We start from the raw sequence: 24,538 nt of genomic DNA on the forward strand, positions 1-24,538 counted from the left end.
GATGTATTTAACGTATTCATAATAAAGTACTTTTGATTTCTTAATACACTAACCCTAACACACAAATAATGAAAAAACTTATTTTTCTTATTGTAATTCTTTTGGGATTACAAACTCAAGCTTCTAATGGGAAATACCGCCTAACTTTACGGGATAATCCGGCCACTTCAATAGTAATTGGGTGGGATCAGACATCGGGAAATAGTCCTGTTGTTTATTATGGAACTACTGATTATGGAACAAATTATAGTAGTTACCCAAATTCACAAGCTCCAGACAGAACAGTTTCTTATAAAGGAATGAATAATAATTTTGCTCGTCTTACAGGATTATCTCCTAACACAGCATATTATTTTGTAATTAGAGATAGCCAGGGAACCAGTGAGCGTTTTTGGTTTAAAACTGCTCCGGCAGATAATAGTCGATTATCTTTCATAGCAGGAGGTGATTCTCGTAACAATCGTACGCCAAGAAAAAATGCAAATCGCTTAGTCGCAAAACTAAAACCCCATGCAGTATTATTTGGTGGAGACATGACTAATGGAGATAGTAATTCTGAATGGATTGATTGGTTTAATGACTGGCAACTAACAATTGCGAATGATAACAGAATGTTTCCTATTATAGCTACTCGAGGAAATCATGAAGATAGTAACAACAGTATTTATAATCTTTTTGATGTACCGTCATCAAGCGTATATTATGCGCTAACTTTTGGGAATAATTTGGTAAGAACATATACACTTAATACAGAAATTTCTATTTCAGGAAGCCAAACCACATGGTTGCAAAGTGATCTAAATGCCAATCCCAATGTAATCTGGAAAATGGCACAATATCATAAACCCATGCGACCTCACGTTTCTTCTAAAAGAGAAGGAAATAGCCAATACAGTAACTGGGCACAACTTTTTTATGATAAAGGTGTAAAATTAGTGGTAGAATGTGATGCTCATACCGTAAAAACTACCTGGCCCGTTCGCCCATCTACCGGATCTGGTAATGACGAAGGATTTGTAAGAGATGATCAAAACGGAACTGTATACGCAGGAGAAGGTTGTTGGGGAGCTCCGTTACGTTCTAATAATGATAACAAAACCTGGACTCGTAATTCTGCAAAGTTTAATCAATTTAAATGGATCTTTGTAGACGAAAATAAAATTGAAACAAGAACAATTAAGGTGGATAATGCGTCTCAAGTTGGAGAAGTTTCAAACAATAATGTATTTCAAATACCTTCAAATCTAGACATATGGAATCCTTCTAATGGCTCTGTGATAACTATAAACAATACAAATGTACCAGATAATGAGGCACCTTCAGCACCAACAAACTTAACATCATCTAATATAACTGCAACTTCGGTATCTTTAAGCTGGAACGCATCAACCGATAATATAGCGGTTTCAGGATACGATGTATATCAAAATAATACTGTAATAGCTACTACAGCCTCTACAGGATATGCTGTAAACGGGTTATCTCCAAATTCTACTTACTCTTTCAAAATTAAAGCAAAAGATGCAGCAGGAAATGTTTCAGGATTTAGTACAACAAAAAGTATTACTACATTAGATGGATCTGCTACACTTTATACACTAGGGATAACAACTATTGGAACCAGCGATTCAAAACACGCTACCCGTAGAGCTATGCCATATACAATGAGTGAAGATGGTATTTTGCAAAGTATTACAATGCATATTGCAGGTGGAACCGGAGATGTGCAATTAGGTGTATATGCAGATAACAATGGAGTACCTGGCAATAAGGTGGGGCAAACCAATGTTACTATAGTAAGATCAACCAGGGGGTGGCAAACCGTTTCTTTACAAAGCCCGGTTACTGTAAATAATGGAGATACGATATGGTTGGCCTGGATATTCTCTAACAATCCTGGTATCGCTTATGTATCCGGAAGCCCGGGAAGATATCAGGCTACTGGATCAAGTTGGTCTGCAAACGGTAACAATATGCCATCAAGTTATGGTAGTGGATCTCAAAGTAATTACAGATACTCGGTGTATGCAAATTATATGCGTAATCAATCTTCTACGACCTATACCTTAACTACAAGTACAGTAGGGCAAGGCACTATAAGTGGAGGAGGAACTTATAATGATGGGAGTTTGGCTACTGCAACTGCAACTGCAGCATCTGGATGGCAGTTTGATGGATGGAGTGGAGCACTTGCAGGAACCACAAACCCTGCCACCATTACTATGAATGCTAATAAAAATATTACTGCTACTTTTAGCGAAACCTCTACAGGAGGGACGCAAACTATAGAAGTTGCTATTAGCAATGGTAGTGATGATGTAGAAGAGGACAAAAACGGAAGTTTATATACAAATAGTAGTGATTTAGAATTGGTTTATGATAGCAGTAATAATTCTAGTTACCAGGTTATTGGGTTACGATTCAGATCGATAGGAATACCCAAAAATGCAACCATAACCAATGCTTATCTACAGTTTACGGCAGACGAAAGTCATAGTGCGGGAGCTACATTAGAAATATCACTTCATGATAGTAGTAATTCACCCGCATTTTCATCATCTAATAATGTTTCAGGAAGAGTAGTGTTTTCAAATAAAGTTACCTGGAGTCCACAATCCTGGTCCCGTAATCAAAGTGGAAATGCGCAGCGTTCTCCTGACCTGAAAAATATGGTGCAAAGTTTGGTCAATAAAAACAATTGGTCATCTGGTAACAATGTAAGCTTTATCATTAGAGGGAAGGGAAGTAGTTTAACCAGTACATCAGCAAAGAGAGTAGCAGATTCATATGAAGGAGGTGCTGCCAAAGCAGCTAGATTAATAGTAGAATATACAACTGTTAGTGCCAGATCTTCTGAAGCTATTGTAATTGCACAAAAAGAATCTTTTATGGTGCATCCTAACCCCTTTACTACAACAATTAATATTTTTACATCTTTACCAGAAAAGAATACATCTTATACAGCTGTCATTTATAACCTGGAAGGAAAAATAATTTACAAGGAGAAAATTTTAACAACAGCATCAAATAAAACGATAACAATAACTCCAAAGAGCATTGATTCTGGGATTTACCTACTTTCAATAAAGAATCAAAACAGTGAGATTGTAAAAACACAACGATTAATAAAACAATGATATAATCTAAAAAAAGATTAAATATATATTGATAAGAGTCACTAATTTCATAATAAATTAGTGGCTCTTTCTGTTGTAGTTTTTAAATCAAAGTAGTAATTACCTGTGTTTCGCTATGCAATGTCTTATGAACCGGGCATTTATCTGCGATTTGTAAGATTCTGGTAATTTGTTTTTCGTCAAGATTTCCTTCTATCTTTATTTCTCTTTCGAAAGTATCGATTTTTGCTGTTGGATCTTCACAGTTTTCACAGTCTGCTATATGAGATTTACTATAGCTGGTATGAACTTCTACATGTTGCAAATCCCATCCTTTTCTGGCAACATACATTTTTATAGTCATAGCTGTACAAGCCGATAATCCGGCTGATACATACTCATAGGGTGATGGTCCAAAATCATGGCCTCCTACACTTTCTGGCTCATCTGCAATCATATAATGATTACCCACTTTCATTTGTGTAGTATATCCTTCAGCATTTCCTAAACTGGCAACTACATGATGTTGGCTTTTAAGTTTTGGTTCTTCAGGAATCTCAATGTATCGTGATGACCATTCGGCAATAACATTTCCTGCATATACAGAATCTTCTTTTCGCATCAGTAAGTGATCTGCTCCATCTAGTGTTACAAAACTTTTTGGATGTCTTGCTGCATGATAAATTTCTTCGGCATTTTTTATGCTTACTGTAGTATCCTGCGGAGAATGCATAACCAAAAGGGCTTTATTTAAATTCTTCGCAACATTAGGAAGCGATTTGGTTTCCAGGTCATCCAAAAATTGTTTTTTTATTGTGAAATCTCTTCCGCTTAGATTAATTGTGGCTTTTCCGTTTATTTGAATTTCTTCTAAACCGCTTTTTAATAGATGGGCGACATGCTTTGGATTAGAAGGAGCGCCAATAGTTGTTACCGCTTTGATACTATCTATTTTTGCTGCTGCAAATATTGAAGCGGCACCACCAAGAGAATGTCCGACAAGCAGGGAAGGAGCTTTATACTCTTTTGCTAAAAAATGTGCTGCAGCTACAAGATCTTCAACATTACCAGAAAAGTTAGTATCCTCAAAATCACCTTCGCTTTCTCCAAGCCCGGTAAAATCAAATCTCAATACACCAAACCCTTTAGAAGTAAGTCCTCGACTTATATTTCGTACCGCACCCAAGTTTTTATTACAAGTAAAACAATGCGCAAATAGCGCAAAATTATGGGGATGTTGATCTGCAGGAAGTTCTAAACGCCCAGATAGTACTTGACCTTCGGGATTGGTAAAAGTAACTTTAGAAAGACTCATATTAATGATAGTTTGTACTAAAGGTCGAACTTTTTGCTTTAAAATAACATTTTAAGTACTAATAATTTAAACCTGTCAGGAATTCGTAGACTGACAGGCTTTTTGATTTATACTTTTTTAATGTTGATCAACTAAAATAGGATTTCCATCAGGGTCGGTAATCATAAAAGATGCAGGTCCCTCGTTCTTATCTGTACCATTAGACATTGTAACTGTAATTCCTTCTCCATTTACCTTTTTATGAATGTCACGAGCATTTTCTGAATTAAAAGTAAGCGTGTTTTTAGGAAACATTCCCTGAAACAAACCAATTTTTGATGCTCCGTTTTTAAGGATAACCCATTTTTGATCCAAATTGCCATCGATCATTGTAAAGCCCAGTTTTTCATAAAAGTCTTTAGAAATTTTAATATCCTTTACTGCTAATGAAATTGAAAAAATACCGAGATCCATGATTTTTTTGTTTTTGGTTATATGCCAAATGTACGACCTTCTTTTTTTCCATGTTTTGTTGGGTTGAATGTCGAATGAGGTGGTGATAAGTTCACCTTCTCTTAAACTGGAAAGATGCTTGTGAATATTTTTATTACCATTAGGATTTGTAAATTCCTGAATCATTTCGGTTTGATTTTCTTCTTTTAGAGTCATAGGGCCGATTCCTACCGTACCATCACTTCCATATTGAACAACAATACCCTGGTTTTTGGTAAAATCCCAATATTGACGAAACTCCCAAAAAGTTCCTTGTTTTTTTCCTTTAATTAATCCGTAGAGTTTACCGGTGATACTTTGTTTTCCGATTCCCCATTTCCAATCCATACCGTATTGATCAAAGGGTTCATTTTTACTTTTATATGTTTTATTATCTGTAACCCAGCTACCGATTGATTGTTCCATATTTTCAAGAAACCAATCAGGGATTTTTTGTTGAGAAAATATCGTGTGTGTAGAGATTAAAAATATAAATATTGTGATATATGTTTTCATCATATTGCTTTTTGATTTTATTTTTCAGCTAATTTCTGCCAGTTGTTTAATAAAAATTCGGTGTCTTTTTCGGCTTGCTCTGTTCCCATTGATAAAAAATACCCACTTAGAAAAGGGCTTTTGAATTCGTAGGCAAAATCCAGAAAAAGACGGGTTTGCTTAGAACTTATAGCTTCTAATTTCCAGGAACCGGATAATGATTTTAGAGGAAAAGGGTAATCTTCTTTTTGAGTATTCACAACAAACTGAAACTCTTTACCAGGATTCCATAATGTACAGGTTTCTTCCCAACTACTTCCATCGGGTGCACTACAAACACGTTTCATCCCTAAACCTTCTCCTTCAACAATCTCTACATGATTAATATTAGGAGCCGTTACTTCGTGGTAGTTACCTACATCAGAAATTATTTCCCAAACTTGATCTTTGGGAGCGTTAATGACTCGCTCGGCAGTAAAGTGCTGTACACCTTTTGCCTTTGGATATTGAACAAAACCATATACCAGTATAATAACAATATCAAGTACCAGAAATAAAGCTATTCCTTTTAAAATTTTACGTATCATATCTATTTTTTTAATTGTTTTTACACTTTAAAAGTACCTAAGAAAATCATGGAAAGCCTTGAAAATAGGGTGCACTCAATTAATTGAAACTCATTCGTTATATATTCTGCGTGATTCGGTTTTTCATTTAATTAAGTAGTACTATTTTTATACTATGAATAGTATTGAGTCTTTTGCATTTATGGTTACTTTTCTGTTAGGAGGAGTTATTGTGGTTGGCGGTTTTGTTATTTTGGTAATTCTAAAAAGTACATCACTTAAACAATCGAGATATTTTCTGGCCATAACTCTTTTTGGTCTCATACAGCACTTATTTACTTACTTATTGTTTACTACTCAATTGATCAGGCAATGGCCACATATGTTAGGGGTTGGATATCCATTGTTATTTTTGGTAGGTCCCTGTTTTTATCTATTTGTGAAGAGTTATGCAGATTCTTCTTTTAAGCTAAAGAAAATAGACGTGATTCATATTTTACCTTTTTTAATAATGTTGATACTTCTTTTTCCTAGGTATTTAGGAAGTTCAGAAGAAAAACAGGAAATCATACAATATTATTACGATATTTTACCAGGTGGCGCAGTAGCCTTTTCTGATTGGTTGCAGGCAAGTTTACATTTGATTTTATTATTGATATATTCGGTAGTAACCTTAGTAATGATATATAAAAAGGACAAAAAGAATAGTATTTTACTAAAACGATTTGGTGTCTTGCTGGCGATTTTAGCTTTTACCGAAATCATATTACAAACAGGGTTTTTACTTACAGGTGCTTCTGCAATAACGGCAGAGATTATTCTTTCTGGACTAATGTCGATAACCATATTATTATTAGGGTATTGGATCGTGGATATAAAGCAAATTCTCCCGGTATTGGAAGGGAAAAAATATAAAACATCACCATTGTCTGAAATGCGATCACAGGAAATACAACAACAAATACAGGCTTTTTTTGAAAATGAAGACTGGTATGTAATACCTAACTTCAAAATTGCAGATTTGTCAAAGACTATTGATGTACCATCTCACCATATCTCGCAAGTATTGAGTGAGAAAATGAATTCTAATTTTTATGAAATTATCAATCATCATCGCATTAAAAAGGCTAAAAAAATGTTGCAATCGGGTGCGCTACAGAAAATATCAGTTCAAGCTATTGGAGAAGAGTGCGGATTTAGTAGTAAAACCAGTTTTTACAGAGCGTTTAAAAAAGTAACTTCGATGACGCCAACGGAATACCTAGATAAAGATTTTTAAATAAAATACTGCTATAAGTTAATTATTAATGATTTCAGAAAAGTAAAAGAGAATATAAATACCACTAGGGTATCATGCCTTTTACTACCACCCAGTTTCCTGTATCTTTAGATTCTTCAGAAGCCATTCCTATGGCTTGTAATTCTGCAACCAGATGTGCATTAGCAAAACTTGGATTTCCACTTTCTACTGCATCTAAAAAATGAGTAATCGATTCTCTCATTCCGGGCCAGTCTGCATATGGTTGCAGTGCAGGGAAATGTTCTGTTAAAGATTTTTCTTTAGTTCTTAATTTCAATTCTCCTGTTAAGATATCGATTAGAATCTCTCCTTTACTGCCAATAACCTCTATAGTAATGACCAGCTCATCTACACTATCTATATTAACTTTTAGTTCACCCCAAATACCGTTGTAATCAAAAAAACCAGAACTTCGGCTTTGTCTTCGTCCACTAGTTCCATGACCATCCATAATAAGAATCCGATTTGGACTGGCATTAAGTAATATGTTAAGGACATGAACATACCAGAGTGATAAACGATTGATATTTGTTGTATCCTGATCAGGTTCTGGTCCCCAATTAGATCTTAAATCAATAGTTGCAGTTTGGATTTTTCCAATAGCTTCATTTTTTATGAGTTCGGCAGCTTTTGCTATAACAGGAATAAGCCCTAGTTCTAAATCGGCATGTGTGATTTGTGAAGCATTTACTAACTTTTTCAACACTTTAGGTATCAGATCTCTGGTATGACCAATAGGAGGTTCATAAAAGATAGCTTTGCCAGAATCTAGTGCTTCCATTACAATTTTACCATGCAAGGCATCAGGTACAGCAATCATTACAGCATCAATCGAAGGTGAATGTAGTAAATCTTCGTAATTATTATATATATCTATGGTATTTCCAAATTGTGATTTGATAGCCGCGATGGTAGCATCACTTTTTGCAGAGATAGCAACAATATTAGCCCTGCCATCATATGTAAGAGCGGGTATATAAGCATCTTTGACCCAGTTGCCGTAGCCTATGATTCCTATCTTTATTTTAGACATGCTTATTTTTTTTATTTTTCTTAAAAACTATGATACATAAACCTATTTGTAGGAATAATGCAAGACTATTGGTTGTCCATAAAGCGATTGCTTCAAACCGAAGTCCATAGAGAGCCCAAAATGAATATACAAATAGCCAGCCCATAACATAACCCGGTGAAAGGCTACTAGATTGTTTTGATTTGTACTCCTTAATAATTTGAATGGCGGTTATAACACAAACAAAAAAACCAATAGAAAAACCGATAATTTCAAATATTGATTCTGGAATAGATTGTAAAAAGTTCATTTTTATATGGTTTTTATAATTGCACAGGGGTTTCCGAAAGCTAAGGTGTTATCAGGAATGTCTTTGGTTACTACAGAACCTGCTCCTATGGTAACATTATTACCGATAGTAACTCCAGGTAATATAACACTGTTTCCACCTATCCATACATTATCTCCTATATGTACAGGGCTTGTTAATGTTGTAAAGGGAGCATTACCCGATTTTTGTATTCTATCAGAGGCTTTTACAGGATGCTTTGCTGTATATATCTGAACAAAAGGCGCAATTAATCCATTTTTTCCAATGGTTATTGTATTATCATCGATAAACATGCAATTGGTATTTATTACTGTGTTTTCTCCCACAGAAATATGTACTCCATAATCACAAAAAAAAGGTGGTTCGATCCATGCACCATCTCCTATACGGCCTAATAAATCTGATAGTGTTTGTTTTTTACCTTCAGTATCAGTAGAATCCAAAGTATTATATACCTGCATTAATTTTCTAGCTTTATGATACATTTTGATTAATTCGGGATCCCTGGTATCATAGGACTCACCAGCCAGCATTTTTTCTTTTTCGGTCATATGCATGTTTTCTTAAATTAAATAACGACCGTACAAAATTAGCTTTGTTTGGGAAGAATATTTTTTACCTATGTTAAAAAATGTTGTTTAGCTCTTAATCTACTTAAAGTAACTTGAGTAACTCCCAGAAAAGAAGCAATATAGCCTAGCTTTACACGTTTAAATAAATCAAATTTCTCTTTGGTAAAAGTATCATAACGTTCTTTGGCAGACTGTGTAGCCAATGCAATATGACGTAATTCGAGATCAAGAAATGCTTTTTGATGTGCTATTCTGGACCAATTCGCAATTTCAATATTGGTTTTGTATAATAAGTTTAATTCATGTACAGGAATAGCATATATAATAGAATCTTCTAATAAATCCACACATTCGAATCCCGGTTTATTTTCATAACAACTTAACATAGAAAATGCTAATTCTCCTTCTTTACTAAACCATGTAGTAGCCTCTTCTCCATCAATAATACAATAAGAACGAGTCAACCCTTTTTCTATGAAATAGTAATTCTTGTCTACAACCCCGCTTTTAATGAGTACATGCTTTTTAGGAAGATGTAGTTCTGTCATCTTACTGGTTAAAGATGCTATAGAAGCATCGCTTACAGCATACATACTTTTTATACTAGATATAATTTTTTCCACGTCTTTAGGGTATAGTTCTTATGTTCAAAAGTAAGAATTTAGCTGTATCTCTTATCTTATTTTATATAATAAAGAAATTCTATATCTCTTTTATAGTTTTAAACTAAAGAAACTTCTATCAAAGATCTTGAATTATTAAAAACAGAAATGAAGCAATATCAATGATAATTATATATCTAAGTAGACTTTATATAGTTTTGAAAGGCTACTTTATAGGATTGTCCGATTGATAATTTAGTACCATTAATTGTTACCGAATTAGAATCAAAAGCCGAAATATGGCTTACTTTAATAATAGTTGATTTATGAATCTGTATAAACCCTTTTCCTAGTTCTTCCAGAGCATTTTTAATCGATTGCCTGGCCAGAATATTTTTATCTTTAGTAATGTAACTTATATAATTACCATCTTTTTGAAGATATAAAATATCATCGATATTGGTTTTAAATTGTTGTTGACCACTTTTTATATAAATGATACCATTAGCTATTTTTTGTGGTTCTGGTTCTTCAATAGTGTCCTTAATCTTAAGTACAGCTTTTAGAAAACGTTCAAACGAAATGGGTTTTAATAAATAATCAGCAACCTGATATTCATAACTCTCTACTGCATATTCAGAATATGCTGTTGTTAATATAATTTTAGGAGGGTTTTCTAATGTTTTTATAAAAGATATGCCAGATAATTGAGGCATATTGATATCTAGAAATATTAAATCTACATCACATTCTTTTAAAAACACCAATGCTTCGATAGGATTTCTAAAACTACGAATGCATTCTACAAAAGATAACTTTTTGATATAACCTTGTAATAACTCTATAGCATTAGGTTCATCATCTATAATTACAGCGGTAATCATATAGTAAGATTAATTTTTAATAGTACATAAAAGATATGCTCATCTTCTTTGATATCCAAATTATATTGATTTGGATAGATTAGATTCAAGCGTTTTTTTACATTTTCTAAACCGATACCAGAGTATTTTTTTTCGAATTCAGTTTTTTTAAGGTGATGTTTTGAGTTTTTAACTTCAAAATGTAGTAGGTTATCTTTAAACTCGAGTTTGATATGAATAAAAGATTTGGTCTGGATATCAAGACCATGTTTAAACGCATTCTCGACAAATGGAATTAATAGTGTAGGTGCGATTTTTGGATCTTCATCATTTGTTTCTGTAATCAATGAAATTTCAAAAGGATCTTCTGTACTATATTTTAATTTTTGAAGAGCAATGTAGTTTTCTATAAATTCAATTTCTTTGGAAAGTAATACTTGTTCCGCTTGAGTATCATAAATCATAAATCGCAACAGATCCGACAGTTTTGTTATCCCCGAAGAAGTCTCTGTATTTTCTGACCGTTCTGATATCGCTAATAAATTGTTTAATGCATTAAACATAAAGTGTGGATTGATCTGTGATTGCATCAATTGCAATTCGGCACTTATCTTTTCTTTTTCTAAAGCTTGTTGATGCGTTTCCATTTTTAGTTGATGTCTTATCATTCCATAGACCACTGCAGCAATAATAAAAAAGAGGTTATAAAATATAAAAAATCGTATCATGATAGGATGAAACGTCGTATTCTGAAGATATACAACTCCCAACTCAATTAACAGAAGATCGGCTAAACCTAAAAGGAGTAAGCCAGAAAAAATCAAATACTTTTTAGAGGAATAGTATCTTGGAGTTAAGTAAAAAGTAACGATATAAAAGAAAGGAATAATACTCATCATTCCTATAAAATTTGGAAGAATAAAAATCCCCATTTCTATGGTTTCCTGTATAACGACTCCATCTACATCTTCTACGGTGTTTTCAACTATTCCTACCTCGGTTGTCAATAGTAAAATAGCAATAGAGGCAATCCAAAATAGAATATTCAGGAAGACCTCGATCCATCGTTGTAAAGTTATTTGTCGTATGCTCACAATTCAAAAGTATAGATAATTGTTGGACCAATTCTGTAAAAGTGATGTACTCTTAATTTATGGTACAAAACAAAAAAATAAGGTAGGAATACGTTTGATAACCTGAGTTTTGATATATATAACTTAGTTTTTACCTAGGTAACATTTTGTTGTAAACTGTTGATAACCCTTTTAATATTGTCATTCAAAATCATAAAAAAAGGAACAGATGAAACATGTATTTAAGATGATAGTACTGATAAGTTTTCTACTATCTTGTAAACAAGAACCAACAGTAGCACAGGAAGTAGTTAGTAGTGCTACTGTAACCAATAAAGATAAATTATCAGACTATCTCAATGAATTAGAAAAATCAGGATTTTCTGGAAGTGTTTTGGTTGCTCAGAAAGGAAAAGTACTGCTGGAACAAGGATATGGGTATTCTAATCGAGAAAGCAAAACCAAAAGTACCTCTGAAACAGTTTTCGATATTGGCTCGATCACTAAGCAATTTACGGGAGCTGCTATTTTAAAATTAGAAATGCAGGGTAAACTTTCTGTAGAAGATAACCTTTCTAAATATATAGCTAACGTACCCGATGATAAAAAAGATATCACTTTACATCATCTACTTACGCATTCTTCTGGATTTCAATCAGCAATAGGAGATGATTATGAAGATATTTCTACTCAAGAGTTTATCGAAGAAGCTTTTAAAAGAAAATTAGTATTCAGACCAGGGACAAAGTATACATATTCTAATGTGGGATACAGTTTCTTAGGTATTATTATAGAAAAAGTTTCAGGAATGTCTTATGAAGAGTATTTGATGAAACATCTGTGGAAACCCTCTGGGATGCACCAAACGGGATACAAAAAACCTTTGTTTAAAGATATAGCAGTTGGATATCGCAAGAATAAACATTGGGGAAAGCCTACAGATAAAAAATGGGGTGTAGATGGGCCATACTGGCACTTAAAAGCAAATGGAGGAGTACTATCTACTACACAAGATATGTATAAATGGCACCAGGCATTGCTAGGAGATAAAATTCTGGATGCTACAGCAAAAACCAAGTACTATGGTAAACATATTGAAGAAGGAGAGGGGGCAGGGTCATATTACGGATATGGATGGGCTATTTTCCCTACACCTCGTAATACCGAATTGATTGCTCATAATGGAGGTAATGGAATTTTCTTTGCCGATATGTGGCGTTATCTTGATGAAGAGATTACTATTATTATAATGACCAATACGGTAGACCGAAAATTCGAAAATATTACTTCTCAGATTGCTGGAATACTTTTAAAACCTGATTTCAAGCCTACTGTTAATAAACAATCAAAGGGAACAATAATCGGAGAAATGGCAGATCAATTAGTAGATGAATTTATGAAGACAATACATCAAAATGACCAGGATATCTGGAAATCTTTTACAGAAAAGAGAATGACTCCAATGTTTAAAAATTCTTTTTCTATGCAAAGACATTTAGCGATGTTTAAACAATTACATGAGGATCTTAAAGGAGGAAAGATCGTGCAAATTATGGTAAAAGAAAATGAAGTAGCTCTTGGTGTTGAAACCAAAACCGGGGTAGAACAGATTCTATTTGATGTTACTCCCAATACTAAAGGAGAATTAAGGATAGAAGGTATACGATAAGGGTGTAATATTCTTTTCTAGTAACCAACTTTTCTAAATTTATTAATGAAAAAGGTGTAACACTATCTCTTTTAATGAATTTAGAAAAGTTGGTTATTACTTATAATAGTATCTGTTTAAGTATTGTCATTCCTAATTCTCCATTCAGGAAATTTCCCAAGCTTTACTATCTGTTCTATTTGTTTTTCTAAATCAGGAGTAAGTCTGAGCACCTTTCGAAAAGGAGTTGTTTGTATAGTATTGCAAATATTTATTACTTCGTTCTTTAATTTTTGATCTCCAGTTATATTGATGTTAGCTAAACATCTTGTAAAATATGCTTTATGTTTCTGCTCTCCTCTAAGTTCAAATTGCCAATTTCGAATTATTCCAATAGAAAGCTCCTTGAGTTTTTCCGGAAAACTTATATAGCTAATTGTAATGGAGTATAGCAAATTACGTTTCCAGCCAATCTGTTTTTTCCAATTACGGATTAAGTATTCAGTTTCATTTAACCAAGTTGAAATTTCAAAAAGCGGAATTTTTAATACCTCTCGGTATCTATGAAAACCTATTTTCTTATTATTAAAAACTTCTATTATAGTAAGATTTATTTCTTTTCTATAACTCGTTGAATTTTTGAGTATACGTAGTGAATGATAAACAATTCTCCAATCTTCATTTTGATGATTACGTATAATTTTTAAAGCATAATTTTCAAGATCATTATTTACTTCTAGTTCTCCTAATAACCGTAGAGCACTACTAAGTGTTTGATAATCATTGTGTAATTTTTCAGAGTTTAAGATGTTTCGTGCTACTTGTTTTGTAATTTCTTCATTCTTAAACAATTGTAAAGTAGTGGGAAACACTTCTTTATACAAATGAGGGTTTTCGGATTTTAGGAAATTTTGCGCTGCTTGTTTTGCAACCTTCTCTATTTTTAACAATTCTAGCGCACTTTTAAATGATTGTTGAATCTTATGAGGGTTTTTAGATTTCAGAAAATTTCGCCCAGCTTGTTTTGCAATTTCTTCTTCTTTAAGCAATTGTAAAGTAATACAGAATACTTCTTTATTTAAATGAGGGTTTTTAGATTTCAAGAAATTTCGTGCTGCTTGTTTTACAATTTCCTCTTCTTTAAATAATTGTAAACTAATACAAAATACTGCTTTGTTTAAATAAGGATTTTTAGATTTTAAGAAATTTCGTACAGTTTTTTTAACCATTTCTTCTTCTTTAAATAATTGTAAAACAATACAATATATCTCCTTATAAGAATGAGGATTTTCAGATTTCAGGAATTTTCGTACTGCTTTTCTAATAATTTCATCTTTTTTAAACAATTGTAGGACAATACAAAATATCTCCTTGTGTAAATGTGGGTTTTCCGACTTTAAAAACTTTTGTGTGGCTTGTTTTACAATTTCCTCTTCCTTTAATATATACAGACAACTTTTAAATAGCGAACGATTAGCATAAGGATTTTTAGATTTTAAGAAATTTCGTGCAGCCTGCTTTGCAATTTCTTCGGTTTTTAGTAATTCTAAGGAATTAAAAAATGATTGTTGAATTATATGAGGGTTTTCGGACTTTAAGAAATTTCGTGCAGCTTGCTTTGCAACCTCTTCTGTTTTTAATAATTCTAAAGAACTTTTAAATGATTGTTGAATCATGTGAGAACTTTCTGAACTCAAGAAATTTCGCGCTGCTTGTTTTGCAATTCCTTCAGTTTTTAAGAACTCTAGAGAACTTCTAAATGATTGTTGATTTACATGTGGATTTTCAGAATTCAAGAATTTTCGTGCAGCTTGTTTTGCAATTTCTTCAGTTCTTAACAATTCTAGAGAATCTTTAAATGATTGTTGATTTACATATGGGTTTTCAGAATTCAAGAAATTTCGTGCAGCTTGTTTCGCGATTTCTTGATTATGTAAGATCTTTAGAGAAGAGGAGAAAGCTCCTTCATATTTATGAGCATTTTCGATAGCGAGGAATTTCGTTGCAATTTTTTCCGAAATATTCCCTCCAATTCTAATTAATTGGTCACTTACAGTCGAAAAATCAAAATCAAGTTCATATTTATACTTCTTCAGGAATTCAAAAATGTCATATACCGTATTATTATGAAATGGAGAATCAAACACGTCACTTGCGACTGACCAACCATATTCTGCCATAGTATCATGGTTAAACATTACTCTATGGTATACTCCATATTTTTTAGATTCAAAGCTTTCAAAATGGAAGTATTTTTTTATTAAGATGTTTTCAGTTAAAATACTAATATCTATTTCATACATTTTAGGAATTGAATAGTTTCCAAAATAATAGCGAGGCCATTGAAGAATGGTTTTTATGGTTAACTTGCTTCCATATTGATAATAAAGATTGGCGTATTTATATAAAACAAAGGCTAAACCACTCCAGAATGGATCATTTTCGGTTTTTAACTTTTCAATATCACTTTTGATTATGTCTTTATAACGTTTAAGTAAATCTTTTTGGGCATCGTTATGGTCATAACAAAAAACGAAAAGTGCTATAAAAAGACTTGATTTAGATACATGTTCTAATTCTTTGGGGCTTAGATTTCTATATAAACTAGGTATGTTTCCAAATATATACTCAAGTAAAAACTTGTTTTCTGTGTTGCTTAGATCATAGATGTGATCAGAATATACGTAGTTATCATAAATTTTTTTGACTCTGTTTTTTCTATCTCCAATAACTAATTTTGCATTATTCACATCATTTAATGCGAGGAGTAATTTACGAACGACCAATATATTAGCACATTGTTCAACATTTCGATACCAATCCTCAAGAATGATCAAATATTTTTCATCTGAATTTTGCTTAATGTCATATATGAATTCATTATCTAAAAAAGATTCAATATCATCTTTTAACCAATATAAAGTAAAATCATTTCGGAGATCGTAACTAAGTCTTCTCAAGAAAACTGATTTTCCACTACCTCCTTGACCTCTAATTATTGTAGCCACAGATGTCCTTCTTTCAAAAGAAGATTTAATACTATCAATAACATTGTTATATATTTTACGAGGTGCATCCCATTGTTGAAAAATACCATACCATTGGATACGTTCTTGACCACTATAGTATTCTAGTTTACATTCTTTTGTTTTTCTGTTATTAAATTCCTCTGATTTTCTAATAACGAAATCATCATCTATCAAAATGGCACCCTCTTCAGTATTATAAAGATGTTTTAGTATAAATGGAGACTCTTCAATTCTTTCCTCTAGATATTCCCAATGCCAAACAACGATATTTATCTTGTTGGTAGATAGTTTGTTGCAAACATCTATTAAGCTTTCATTTTTTACTTTGGTTTCAACGACTTTGAGAGAAGCAGTTGTAGCAAAAATAAACTCTTTTAAATCTTCTTCGAAAACTTCTCTTGCTTTTTTAAAATCTTTTATTAATGCTTTTATTAATTCTGAAGCCTCAGGTTTTGTTCTTTGTTTACATTGAATCACATGATATTTACTGGCATTTGTCCAGTAGATATCAATACCATTTTGTTTATATTTCTTATATGTAAATACATTAGGTCCAAAATTCCCTCTAGCAACCCACTTACATAAATTTTCAAATGATTTACCATTATCTGGAGGAGATTTCATCTATAGTAATAAAAATGAGTTCGTATTCACTATAGCACACAATAGGGGGGGTAGTTAATGAAAAATAACTATAATTTGTACCATAATACTAAGTTAATTAATTTATCTGAATTTTCAATAAGAAAATTTTGTACCATCAATTATAGTGTCATCTATTCTTGTCATACTACGCCTGTCGAAGTACTCCTATTGTATTTTTAGATGTCTTCGATAGGTTTTAAGTATTGCCACTGGGAATATGCTCTAATGTATTTAAATATTCAATGTTAATTATACGATTAAATCTTTTTTGGTACTGTTTTTTGGGAAGAAATCTCAATAGTAAAAGGAGTAGCTTTTTTTGAAAATTATTATTTGTCATTGACATGCTACCAATTTTCCAGGATTGTTTCACAATATATTTAACTTTTTTAAATCTTATATTTTGATATTCAGAAAAAGCATTATCGGTATTGTTTTTTAAACAAAGCCCCAACGTGTATGCATCTTCGATAGCTTGACAAGCTCCCTGTGCAAGATTTGGTGTAGTAGCATGAATAGAATCACCAATAAAAACAGTATTGTTTTTAAACCAGTCTTTATAGCTGGGATTTATATCTGCCAGTTCATTTTGAAGGATATCACTTTCGGTTGTTTTGTTTAACATATCCAACACTATGGGAGCAAAATTTTGATACGTATCTAATAGGTATGATTTTAAAGATGTCGACACATCTTTATTGAAATTCTTTTTTTCCTGTACAGCTAACCAGAATATTTTAGTATCGTTTAACGGTAAGAATAAGAACCGTAATGTCCCTTCAAAAAGCTCATAATACGTATGTTTTAGATCAGAATTAATATCAAAATCAGTAATTCCTCTCCAAATTATTTGATGAGTATGTCTTATTCTAATTTCGGGGAAAATAGACTTTCTAACGGTAGAGTTAATTCCATCAGAAGCAATTAAAGTATCAAATTCTATAGCGGTATGATCTTTAAATGTAATCTTTACGCTTTCTTTATTTTCAATACTTTTAACTTCTTTACCTAGCTCATACGAGTTTTTATCTAATTTGCTAGAAATAACATCTATGATTGAAGCTCTGTGAATACAATAAACCTCTTCTGGGAAAGGAACTGTTTTTAGAGTTTTTAATTTTTCGGTTGCAAGTATTGTTCTTTTTAGTAAGTGCCCTTTTGTTCTTAATTCTTCGCCTATATTAAGTTTGTCAAATATTTTTAAGGCATTAGAAGCAAGTCCGATACCTGCTCCGACTTCTTTAAATTCATTAGATTTTTCAAAGAGCTTAAAATCCTGGTTATTCTTTTTTAGAGTTAGAGCCATTGTTAAGCCTCCGATTCCTCCTCCGACAATTGCAATCTTATCTTTTGTATCCATTTTTGGATCTCTTATTTTAGCCATAGTACTGATAATGTCTTTTATATGGTACATTTGTATCTCGAAGGGAGAGAAAATGGACTATACAAATTACTAATTATTTTTTATTTACTCGATGGCATAAACTAGTAACTTTACAATACCAAACAACGTTCAGTTAGAGTGAATAGGGCAATAGAATACTCTTAGTAATCTTATAGTATTCTATTGCCCATTTGTTTTATATGGGTTTGTTAAAAAGAATAAAATCCTACCAGAAATAATATTCTATTAATACCATACCAGGATTACCTGCTGCAGAATTGACCTCAAATACGTCAACACCATCACTTCCTGATCCAAAAACACCAAATGGTCCAATCTTACCGCTTTTATCGTCTGAGCCCGATAGACAACTACCACAACCACCGGCACCACCTGTTGCAGTTACTAATGTACCAACAGAACTGGTACCTCCTGGGTTTCCTGGACAACCATTGGTCCATGGGATCGAACAAGTAGCGGGAACCCCGCCAGTACCTACAGTAACTGCTAATGTAGCTCCTGGTGTAACGGCTACGATTTGATTTCTTACATAGTTTCCTGCTTCACCACCAGCTCCAAACTCTCCTCCAGGACCTCGAGAACCACCAGATCCACCACCGCCAATCATGGTTACCCTAATTGAGGTCACGTCTGAAGGTACTGTAAATGTACCACTGGTTTTAAATAGTTGTCGCTCTAAGGCTATAGTTGTCAGGCTAGATAGATCGGTTGTAATTGTTCCTCCTGCATCTGTGATTTCGAGATTTGTCCCATTAAGAGCAACACTAGTATTTAATTCGTTAGTTGTAGAGCCATCACTTAAATCAGAAATTTGACTTTCTGTGATAGTAATTCCTGTAGATTTGTCCCAGGCAGTAAAAGTTGGGTCTGTTTCGTTTAGGGTACCAGTTATATTTTCTGCTGTTTTAGCATGCAAAGCATAAGGTACACTCATTAGTTGACTTGTACCAGTAATGGTATAATTGGTTCCTCCTTCCGGATCTGTCTCAGTTTTTATAAAATAGGGGCCACCGCTCCAATTGATAGTAGAAAAATCGTCTGAAGTAGTTCCTGTACCAATTTCTAAACTTACCAAACCATTAACATTTGTCGAGGGGGCATGTGTTTCTGTATATACGGCGGTTCCGTTTACACTACCTTGCAAAATACTAATTTGCATACCTACTGGTTTTTGGGTTACAAGGGCGTTATCGGCATCTCTTACTACGGCCTGATAACTCATTTTTTCTGGACTTTGAGCCCATGATATTGTGGTTAATACAATTCCAATTAATAGAGTAATTTTTTTCTTCATACTTTGGTTGTTATTAATTCTTTATTATTTTAAATTTTGTTACTTCTCTATCTCCCATTAATATTTCCATAAAATAAGTCGCATTGGGTAGGTTACTGGTATTGATAGCGGTAGTTGTTGTAGCAATTGTATTGCTTGCTACCACTTTACCATGCGAATCATACAATTGATAACTCAACGCTTCAGGGGTATTTTGCACTTGTAGGTTAAGTATGTCTGTTGTGGGATTGGGATAAGCTGAATATGTAATGCTTATAGTTTCGTCATTTTCATCATTATCACTAATGTTGTAAATTTCATAGGGTTGTTGTACTCCCTGGGTTATACTTTTGTCGTTTCCGGTATGAGTAGAATAAACGATTTGTCCCAGGCTGTAACTAGCAGAGCCTCCTGTACCAGTAGTTTCACCGCCTGCGGGGATTAGACTTTCTTGTGCATGTAGTCCTCCTAATCCTAAAAGGAGAAACGCAGCACGTAGCATGTTTTTTTTGTGTTTCATAAGCTGTTTATATTTAATCTATTATGTGGGATAGTTTTATGAGGTTTACCTCGAAACCTGAAAACTATTTTTTGCAGAATGCCTTGTATAGTTCTATTAGGTGCTTGATTGTAAGGGAGTATAGTGATAACTTCCATTCGATTTTAAAGGTATGTTGTTGGTTGTTAGTCTTTTATTTAAAAATCTGCATAAATTGGTAATGTTAACGACAACCAAAGTAATTAAATAGAAAGAAATTTCCTATCAAAAAAATAAAAAATAACAAATAAGTATCGATAATTGGTTAATAAAATACGATAAAAGAAAATAAAATGTATGGAATTTGTTTTTATGAATAACACCATAGATGCTTTTTTATCGATCAGAAGTAGAGGAAGTCTCTCCCGGGCAATGGGTATTGCTTTATGAAAAAAGATTTTATGAACCCAATGATACATCTAAGGTGCAAATCCATACCATCGAGATATGATATTATTACAAATATTTGAGTAAGATAAGTAGGGAAACCTATAGTTATTGGTTTATAAAATAATCCCAGGTTGCTTTCGAAATATCAGATATCATTTTCTCGTTAGTTTCAAAGTTTTCTGTAGACTCTGTGATAAAAACACTTATGATAAAGTATTTTCCATTAGGTAGAAAAACAATTCCGATGTTGTTTACCGCGGCTGTTATCCCTGTTTCTTTATGTGCTCCTGACCAACCTGTTTTATGCGCTACTATTGTTTCTTTAGGTAATTGCCCTCTTAATCTGTTCTTACCTGTTTTAGTTCCTTTCATTACACTCCACACAAATTCGTGGCTTTCTTTAGAAAGTAGACCGTTACTGTTCGTATAAAATGTTTCTAGAATCTTGTTCGCTTCTTTTGGTGTTGTCCAATTTAAAAACTGCAGATCCCAATTATTTTGCATCGTTTCTTCGTTTATTTTAACAGAAAAATCTTTAAAACCGAGGTTAGAAAAATAATTTTCAACAGTTTGAGGTTTGCCAAGAAGTTTTAGTAATACATCGCAACCTACATTATCACTTAAAGCAACTGTATATTTTATAATTTCTGCTACAGTAAGTGTACCTCCTTCTGGATATTTTTTTCGTATAGGACTCCATAACCCAGGCAATAACTCACTTTTCTTGATATCAATTTTTTGCTCAAGAGAAAGATTGCCTTTATCTATTTCAGATAAAATAGTTAATGCAATCGGAAACTTGAATACGCTTTGCATTGGGAAGTGTCTTTGTCCATTGATGCTCAACGTGTCTTTAGTTTCCATTCCATTGATTGCAACTCCAACTACTGCATTTTTAGAATTTATAATATCCTCAATTTTCTGTTTTAATGTTTCAATCTTTTGCGAATATCCTTGTGTGAAAATTATTAAAAAGATTAAGAATGTTATAGGTCTTTTTTTTACCATAATTTTTCTTTTGCTTGTTGCTAATGGTCTTGTGTATGAAACGTAGCGCGTAAAAAGACGCTAACTTTTCGGATTAACACAGCACCGAATTTTTATATTTTGTTTTTAATTTTTAAAAGTCAAATCAACTATTTGACGAACCTGTTATGAAAACCAAATTTTCAATTTAGTAATGAACGCCTTATTGGGCATAACTATTGTTATGTGTTGGCTGTTCTACACTCAACCTATCAAAATACTCATTCATCTTATCCCAAATTGCATAGTATTCTAGTTCTTTAGAACGTTCATCATTTCCCATATCTGTATTAATCACAATATACCTTCCTGTTTTTTTCTCTTTATCAAAATACATCCACGTTCCAACCCCCGCATCACCTCCTGAGTGTCCTACGTACCCCAAAGCACTATGCCCAATAAAAATTGCAGGACTGTAATCTCCGTTGTACGGGTTACTTGCATTTCTTGATTCAAAGTTTTCTTCTTCTAATTGTTCTGTAAAGAGTTCTTTATAACTATTTTTTGAGAGTAATGTACCTTCACCACAATATCCTTTAACCAGTTCTGCTAAATATTTTGCCATATCGCTACTTGATGAAATAAGCATTCCATCGGGATAAGTTATTGCAGTATAAAATGGTAAAAGTGTATTGTCATTTCTATACAACCTAGAATGCTTTTTTATATTAACATCTTTTAAGGACCAACCTGTCGAATTCATACCTAATGGTTTAAGTATATGTTCTTTTGTAAATGAATCGAATGTTTTACCTGTTGCTTTTTCAATAACTAAAGCACACAAAGTAGCGCCTATATTTGAATAGTTATAACGTTCCCCTGGTTTGAAGTTTAGATAATTATCACCTTGATAAAATGTACCATTGATTTCTAAATATCCTTTCAAGTATTCTTCCATAGGGATATTGAATTCAGATGAATTTAATCGCTGTGCAGGGTAATCTGTACTCACATCTGTTAAATCTTGATTTTTTGTGAGAATCCAAGCTTTTTGCATATACTGCTCGGTATCATTAATACCTGATGTATGTGTGGCTAATTGTCTTATTGTTATTCTTTCATTTGGGTAATTAGGATTAATTACTTCGAATGGCAAATAATTGTGAATTGGGTCGTCAAGTTTTAATTTTCCAATTTCTTGTGCCTTCATTAATGAAATCCCTATTAAAGTTTTAGATACAGAAGCAATATGTTGAATTGTGTTTTCAGTATATTCTTCTTTTGTTTCTCGATTTGAATACCCAAAACCTTTTTCGTATAACACTCCGTTTTGGTTTACCATAGCAACAGCAAACCCGTTTATTAGTCCACTTTTCTGAATAGAATCTAATTCTGCTGTCAAGGAATCCCTTACAGTTTGGCTTTCACTTTTAGGATTATCGTTGTTTTTTTTACTTTGATTACAGGACGAAAATGCAATTCCTATGATTACTATTAAAGCTATTTTTCTCATTTGTTCTTTTGGTTTCCTTAAAAGATTAAAAAAATTGATTCTTGTTACAGTTTCGTTTTTTAGTTTGCCAATAATAACGTTATATATATTAGTACATATATACCCGATGGCGAATTTGCAATTTGTGTTTTTACAACTTCAAAATAAATTTAAAACAACAATTTCTAATTCATGATCTAAATCTGCATAATTTCTAGCAGAACTAAAAATATAACCCTCTGAATTTAAAACAATCTTATCTATAACCAAGTTATTGTGAATGTATTTTAACAAAAAAACAATCACATATAAGTGACTGTTTTGATATGTTTTATGGATTGCAAATCTCTGCCATCGGGGTTTTTACATTGACCTTTGTTTTAAGTTTATACTTTTTATCACTTAAACCGCGATTGCTTATACACATGGTTATCTACTGGCTACGATTGTCATATTATATTGCTGATTCGATCAATAATTATTTTATCTCCGTTGTTATTTATCAAATCTTCTTTTATTCTGAACACCCATTTTCTATAATCATTCGGGAATAGAACTTGTAAGCTCTCTACCGCATATTTTAAATCATATTCATCATAATGATATTTGATAATTTCTAGTAAAGTATTCTTAATTTTTTGGTGTTCAATTGTATACCTGGAAAGTAATTGTATGGCAGTTGTTCTAATTAGTTCCCTTTCGTCAAAAGCATAGATAAGTATTTCTTCTAACCCTTTTTGTAAAGGAAAATTAGTGGAGTATAATACATCCAAAATATTATGCAAATTATCCAGGTGGATATCTTCTCTTTTTATTTGATCTATTAATATATCTGTGACTTCACTTGCTTTTGCATTGACTCCAATATACCCTAAAAGATTATAGGCATATGTTCTGGTAGTTTCATTATTGTCATCTTTAATATAAGCTTTAAGCTCAGCAATTAGATTTGTGTCATTTAATTTTTCTGCAACTCGATACGCTTCCCATGATAATGTTTTGTTCCCTATCGGTTCATTACCGTCTTTTACACCAGACATATTTTCTATGAGTTCTTTTAATTCCATTATTGGTGATTCATTTCATATAACTCGACCGATTTTATATTTTTTATATAAACGATATATTCTTTTTCTTTGTTGTCTTCGGTATCAGTTGGAAAAATAGATTCTTCACAATGTTTAAAAATAACTCTGGGATCTTCTTCTTTGTAATTAAAACCTTTTACTTGTGTAACAAATGGTTTGTGAATTTTTGATTTTAAAGTAACCGTGATTTTATCGTCAAAAGTACTGTAGAGCACCAGATCTTGTTGTATTTCACTTTGTTTAGTAGATGACATAACGTATTGTTTTTTAGTAAAATGTAATCAATGTTGTGAATTTTTGACTTGTAAGTTACGGCAATATGTATGAGCAGTAGTGGGTTTTGCACAA

The 24,538-nt window shown here is 32.6% G+C and carries 21 protein-coding genes; 4 read left to right on the forward strand and 17 right to left on the reverse strand.

Annotated features, from left to right (window positions below; all coding sequences use genetic code 11):
- Positions 1-68: 68 nt before the first annotated feature.
- Positions 69-3,137 carry a fibronectin type III domain-containing protein gene (locus NNL09_RS15830; protein ID WP_196909818.1) on the forward strand — a complete coding sequence of 1,023 codons (3,069 nt, stop codon included), beginning with the start codon at positions 69-71 and terminating at the stop codon, positions 3,135-3,137.
- A gap of 82 nt (positions 3,138-3,219) precedes the next feature.
- On the opposite strand, the gene NNL09_RS15835 is transcribed toward NNL09_RS15830, so the two are convergent.
- The 3 genes from NNL09_RS15835 to NNL09_RS15845 form a co-directional block, all read right to left on the reverse strand.
- Positions 3,220-4,431, reverse strand: coding sequence for a bifunctional alpha/beta hydrolase/OsmC family protein (locus tag NNL09_RS15835; protein WP_025664706.1), 1,212 nt, complete (start codon positions 4,429-4,431; stop codon positions 3,220-3,222).
- A gap of 117 nt (positions 4,432-4,548) precedes the next feature.
- Positions 4,549-5,418, reverse strand: a complete 870-nt coding sequence (locus NNL09_RS26295) for a VOC family protein (RefSeq protein WP_317193920.1) — start codon at positions 5,416-5,418, stop codon at positions 4,549-4,551.
- 17 nt (positions 5,419-5,435) lie between these two features.
- Entirely contained in the window at positions 5,436-5,984 is a 549-nt protein-coding gene (locus NNL09_RS15845; protein WP_025664708.1) for a type II toxin-antitoxin system RatA family toxin, read from the reverse strand.
- Positions 5,985-6,138: 154 nt separating this feature from the next.
- On the opposite strand from NNL09_RS15845, the gene NNL09_RS15850 reads away from it, so the two are divergent.
- Positions 6,139-7,242: a helix-turn-helix domain-containing protein gene (locus NNL09_RS15850; protein WP_025664709.1), complete on the forward strand. Its 1,104-nt coding sequence runs from the start codon at positions 6,139-6,141 to the stop codon at positions 7,240-7,242.
- Between the two features lie 64 nt (positions 7,243-7,306).
- On the opposite strand, the gene NNL09_RS15855 is transcribed toward NNL09_RS15850, so the two are convergent.
- The 6 genes from NNL09_RS15855 to NNL09_RS15880 all read right to left on the reverse strand — a co-directional run bounded on the left by NNL09_RS15855 (position 7,307) and on the right by NNL09_RS15880 (position 11,737).
- A complete protein-coding gene (locus tag NNL09_RS15855; protein ID WP_196909819.1) occupies positions 7,307-8,296 on the reverse strand; it encodes a Gfo/Idh/MocA family protein in 990 nt (329 codons plus the stop codon).
- Positions 8,289-8,585: a SemiSWEET family transporter gene (locus tag NNL09_RS15860; RefSeq protein WP_025664711.1), complete on the reverse strand. Its 297-nt coding sequence runs from the start codon at positions 8,583-8,585 to the stop codon at positions 8,289-8,291. Before NNL09_RS15860 ends, NNL09_RS15855 begins: the two co-directional genes overlap by 8 nt.
- Positions 8,586-8,587: 2 nt before the next feature.
- The gene (locus tag NNL09_RS15865) at positions 8,588-9,157 is read right to left on the reverse strand and encodes a sugar O-acetyltransferase (RefSeq protein ID WP_025664712.1); all 570 of its coding nucleotides are present in this window, start codon (positions 9,155-9,157) and stop codon (positions 8,588-8,590) included.
- Positions 9,158-9,225: 68 nt separating this feature from the next.
- Positions 9,226-9,801, reverse strand: a complete 576-nt coding sequence (locus NNL09_RS15870) for a Crp/Fnr family transcriptional regulator (RefSeq protein WP_025664713.1) — start codon at positions 9,799-9,801, stop codon at positions 9,226-9,228.
- A gap of 176 nt (positions 9,802-9,977) precedes the next feature.
- Positions 9,978-10,664: a LytTR family DNA-binding domain-containing protein gene (locus tag NNL09_RS15875; RefSeq protein WP_196909820.1), complete on the reverse strand. Its 687-nt coding sequence runs from the start codon at positions 10,662-10,664 to the stop codon at positions 9,978-9,980.
- Positions 10,661-11,737, reverse strand: coding sequence for a sensor histidine kinase (locus tag NNL09_RS15880; protein ID WP_196909821.1), 1,077 nt, complete (start codon positions 11,735-11,737; stop codon positions 10,661-10,663). The genes NNL09_RS15875 and NNL09_RS15880 overlap by 4 nt, the downstream gene beginning before the upstream one ends.
- Before the next feature lie 208 nt (positions 11,738-11,945).
- On the opposite strand from NNL09_RS15880, the gene NNL09_RS15885 reads away from it, so the two are divergent.
- Positions 11,946-13,385: a serine hydrolase gene (locus NNL09_RS15885; RefSeq protein ID WP_196909822.1), complete on the forward strand. Its 1,440-nt coding sequence runs from the start codon at positions 11,946-11,948 to the stop codon at positions 13,383-13,385.
- Between the two features lie 116 nt (positions 13,386-13,501).
- On the opposite strand, the gene NNL09_RS15890 is transcribed toward NNL09_RS15885, so the two are convergent.
- From NNL09_RS15890 to NNL09_RS15905, 4 genes are all read right to left on the reverse strand, one after another.
- Positions 13,502-17,017 (reverse strand): hypothetical protein, encoded by a 3,516-nt coding sequence (locus tag NNL09_RS15890; RefSeq protein ID WP_196909823.1) that lies wholly within the window; start codon positions 17,015-17,017, stop codon positions 13,502-13,504.
- A gap of 217 nt (positions 17,018-17,234) precedes the next feature.
- A complete protein-coding gene (locus tag NNL09_RS15895) occupies positions 17,235-18,422 on the reverse strand; it encodes an FAD-dependent monooxygenase (protein ID WP_196909824.1) in 1,188 nt (395 codons plus the stop codon).
- Between the two features lie 226 nt (positions 18,423-18,648).
- Entirely contained in the window at positions 18,649-19,737 is a 1,089-nt protein-coding gene (locus NNL09_RS15900) for a glycine-rich domain-containing protein (RefSeq protein WP_196909825.1), read from the reverse strand.
- A 13-nt stretch (positions 19,738-19,750) separates the two neighbouring features.
- On the reverse strand, positions 19,751-20,236 hold the full coding sequence (locus NNL09_RS15905) for a T9SS type A sorting domain-containing protein (protein ID WP_196909826.1): 486 nt from the start codon (positions 20,234-20,236) through the stop codon (positions 19,751-19,753).
- Positions 20,237-20,582: 346 nt separating this feature from the next.
- Here NNL09_RS15905 and NNL09_RS26200 point away from each other — a divergent pair, with 346 nt between their 5' ends.
- Positions 20,583-20,705, forward strand: a complete 123-nt coding sequence (locus NNL09_RS26200; protein WP_255518896.1) for a hypothetical protein — start codon at positions 20,583-20,585, stop codon at positions 20,703-20,705.
- A 44-nt stretch (positions 20,706-20,749) separates the two neighbouring features.
- On the opposite strand, the gene bla is transcribed toward NNL09_RS26200, so the two are convergent.
- The 4 genes from bla to NNL09_RS15925 all read right to left on the reverse strand — a co-directional run bounded on the left by bla (position 20,750) and on the right by NNL09_RS15925 (position 24,444).
- Positions 20,750-21,655, reverse strand: coding sequence for a class A beta-lactamase, subclass A2 (gene bla, locus NNL09_RS15910; RefSeq protein ID WP_370540754.1), 906 nt, complete (start codon positions 21,653-21,655; stop codon positions 20,750-20,752).
- A 178-nt stretch (positions 21,656-21,833) separates the two neighbouring features.
- Entirely contained in the window at positions 21,834-23,123 is a 1,290-nt protein-coding gene (locus tag NNL09_RS15915; protein ID WP_196909828.1) for a serine hydrolase, read from the reverse strand.
- Between the two features lie 428 nt (positions 23,124-23,551).
- A complete protein-coding gene (locus NNL09_RS15920; protein WP_196909829.1) occupies positions 23,552-24,169 on the reverse strand; it encodes a hypothetical protein in 618 nt (205 codons plus the stop codon).
- Positions 24,169-24,444, reverse strand: coding sequence for a hypothetical protein (locus NNL09_RS15925; protein WP_196909830.1), 276 nt, complete (start codon positions 24,442-24,444; stop codon positions 24,169-24,171). The genes NNL09_RS15920 and NNL09_RS15925 overlap by 1 nt, the downstream gene beginning before the upstream one ends.
- Positions 24,445-24,538: the final 94 nt, after the last annotated feature.

It is taken from the genome of Aquimarina sp. EL_43 (assembly GCF_943422735.1).
Taxonomy (GTDB): Bacteria; Bacteroidota; Bacteroidia; order Flavobacteriales; family Flavobacteriaceae; genus Aquimarina; species Aquimarina megaterium.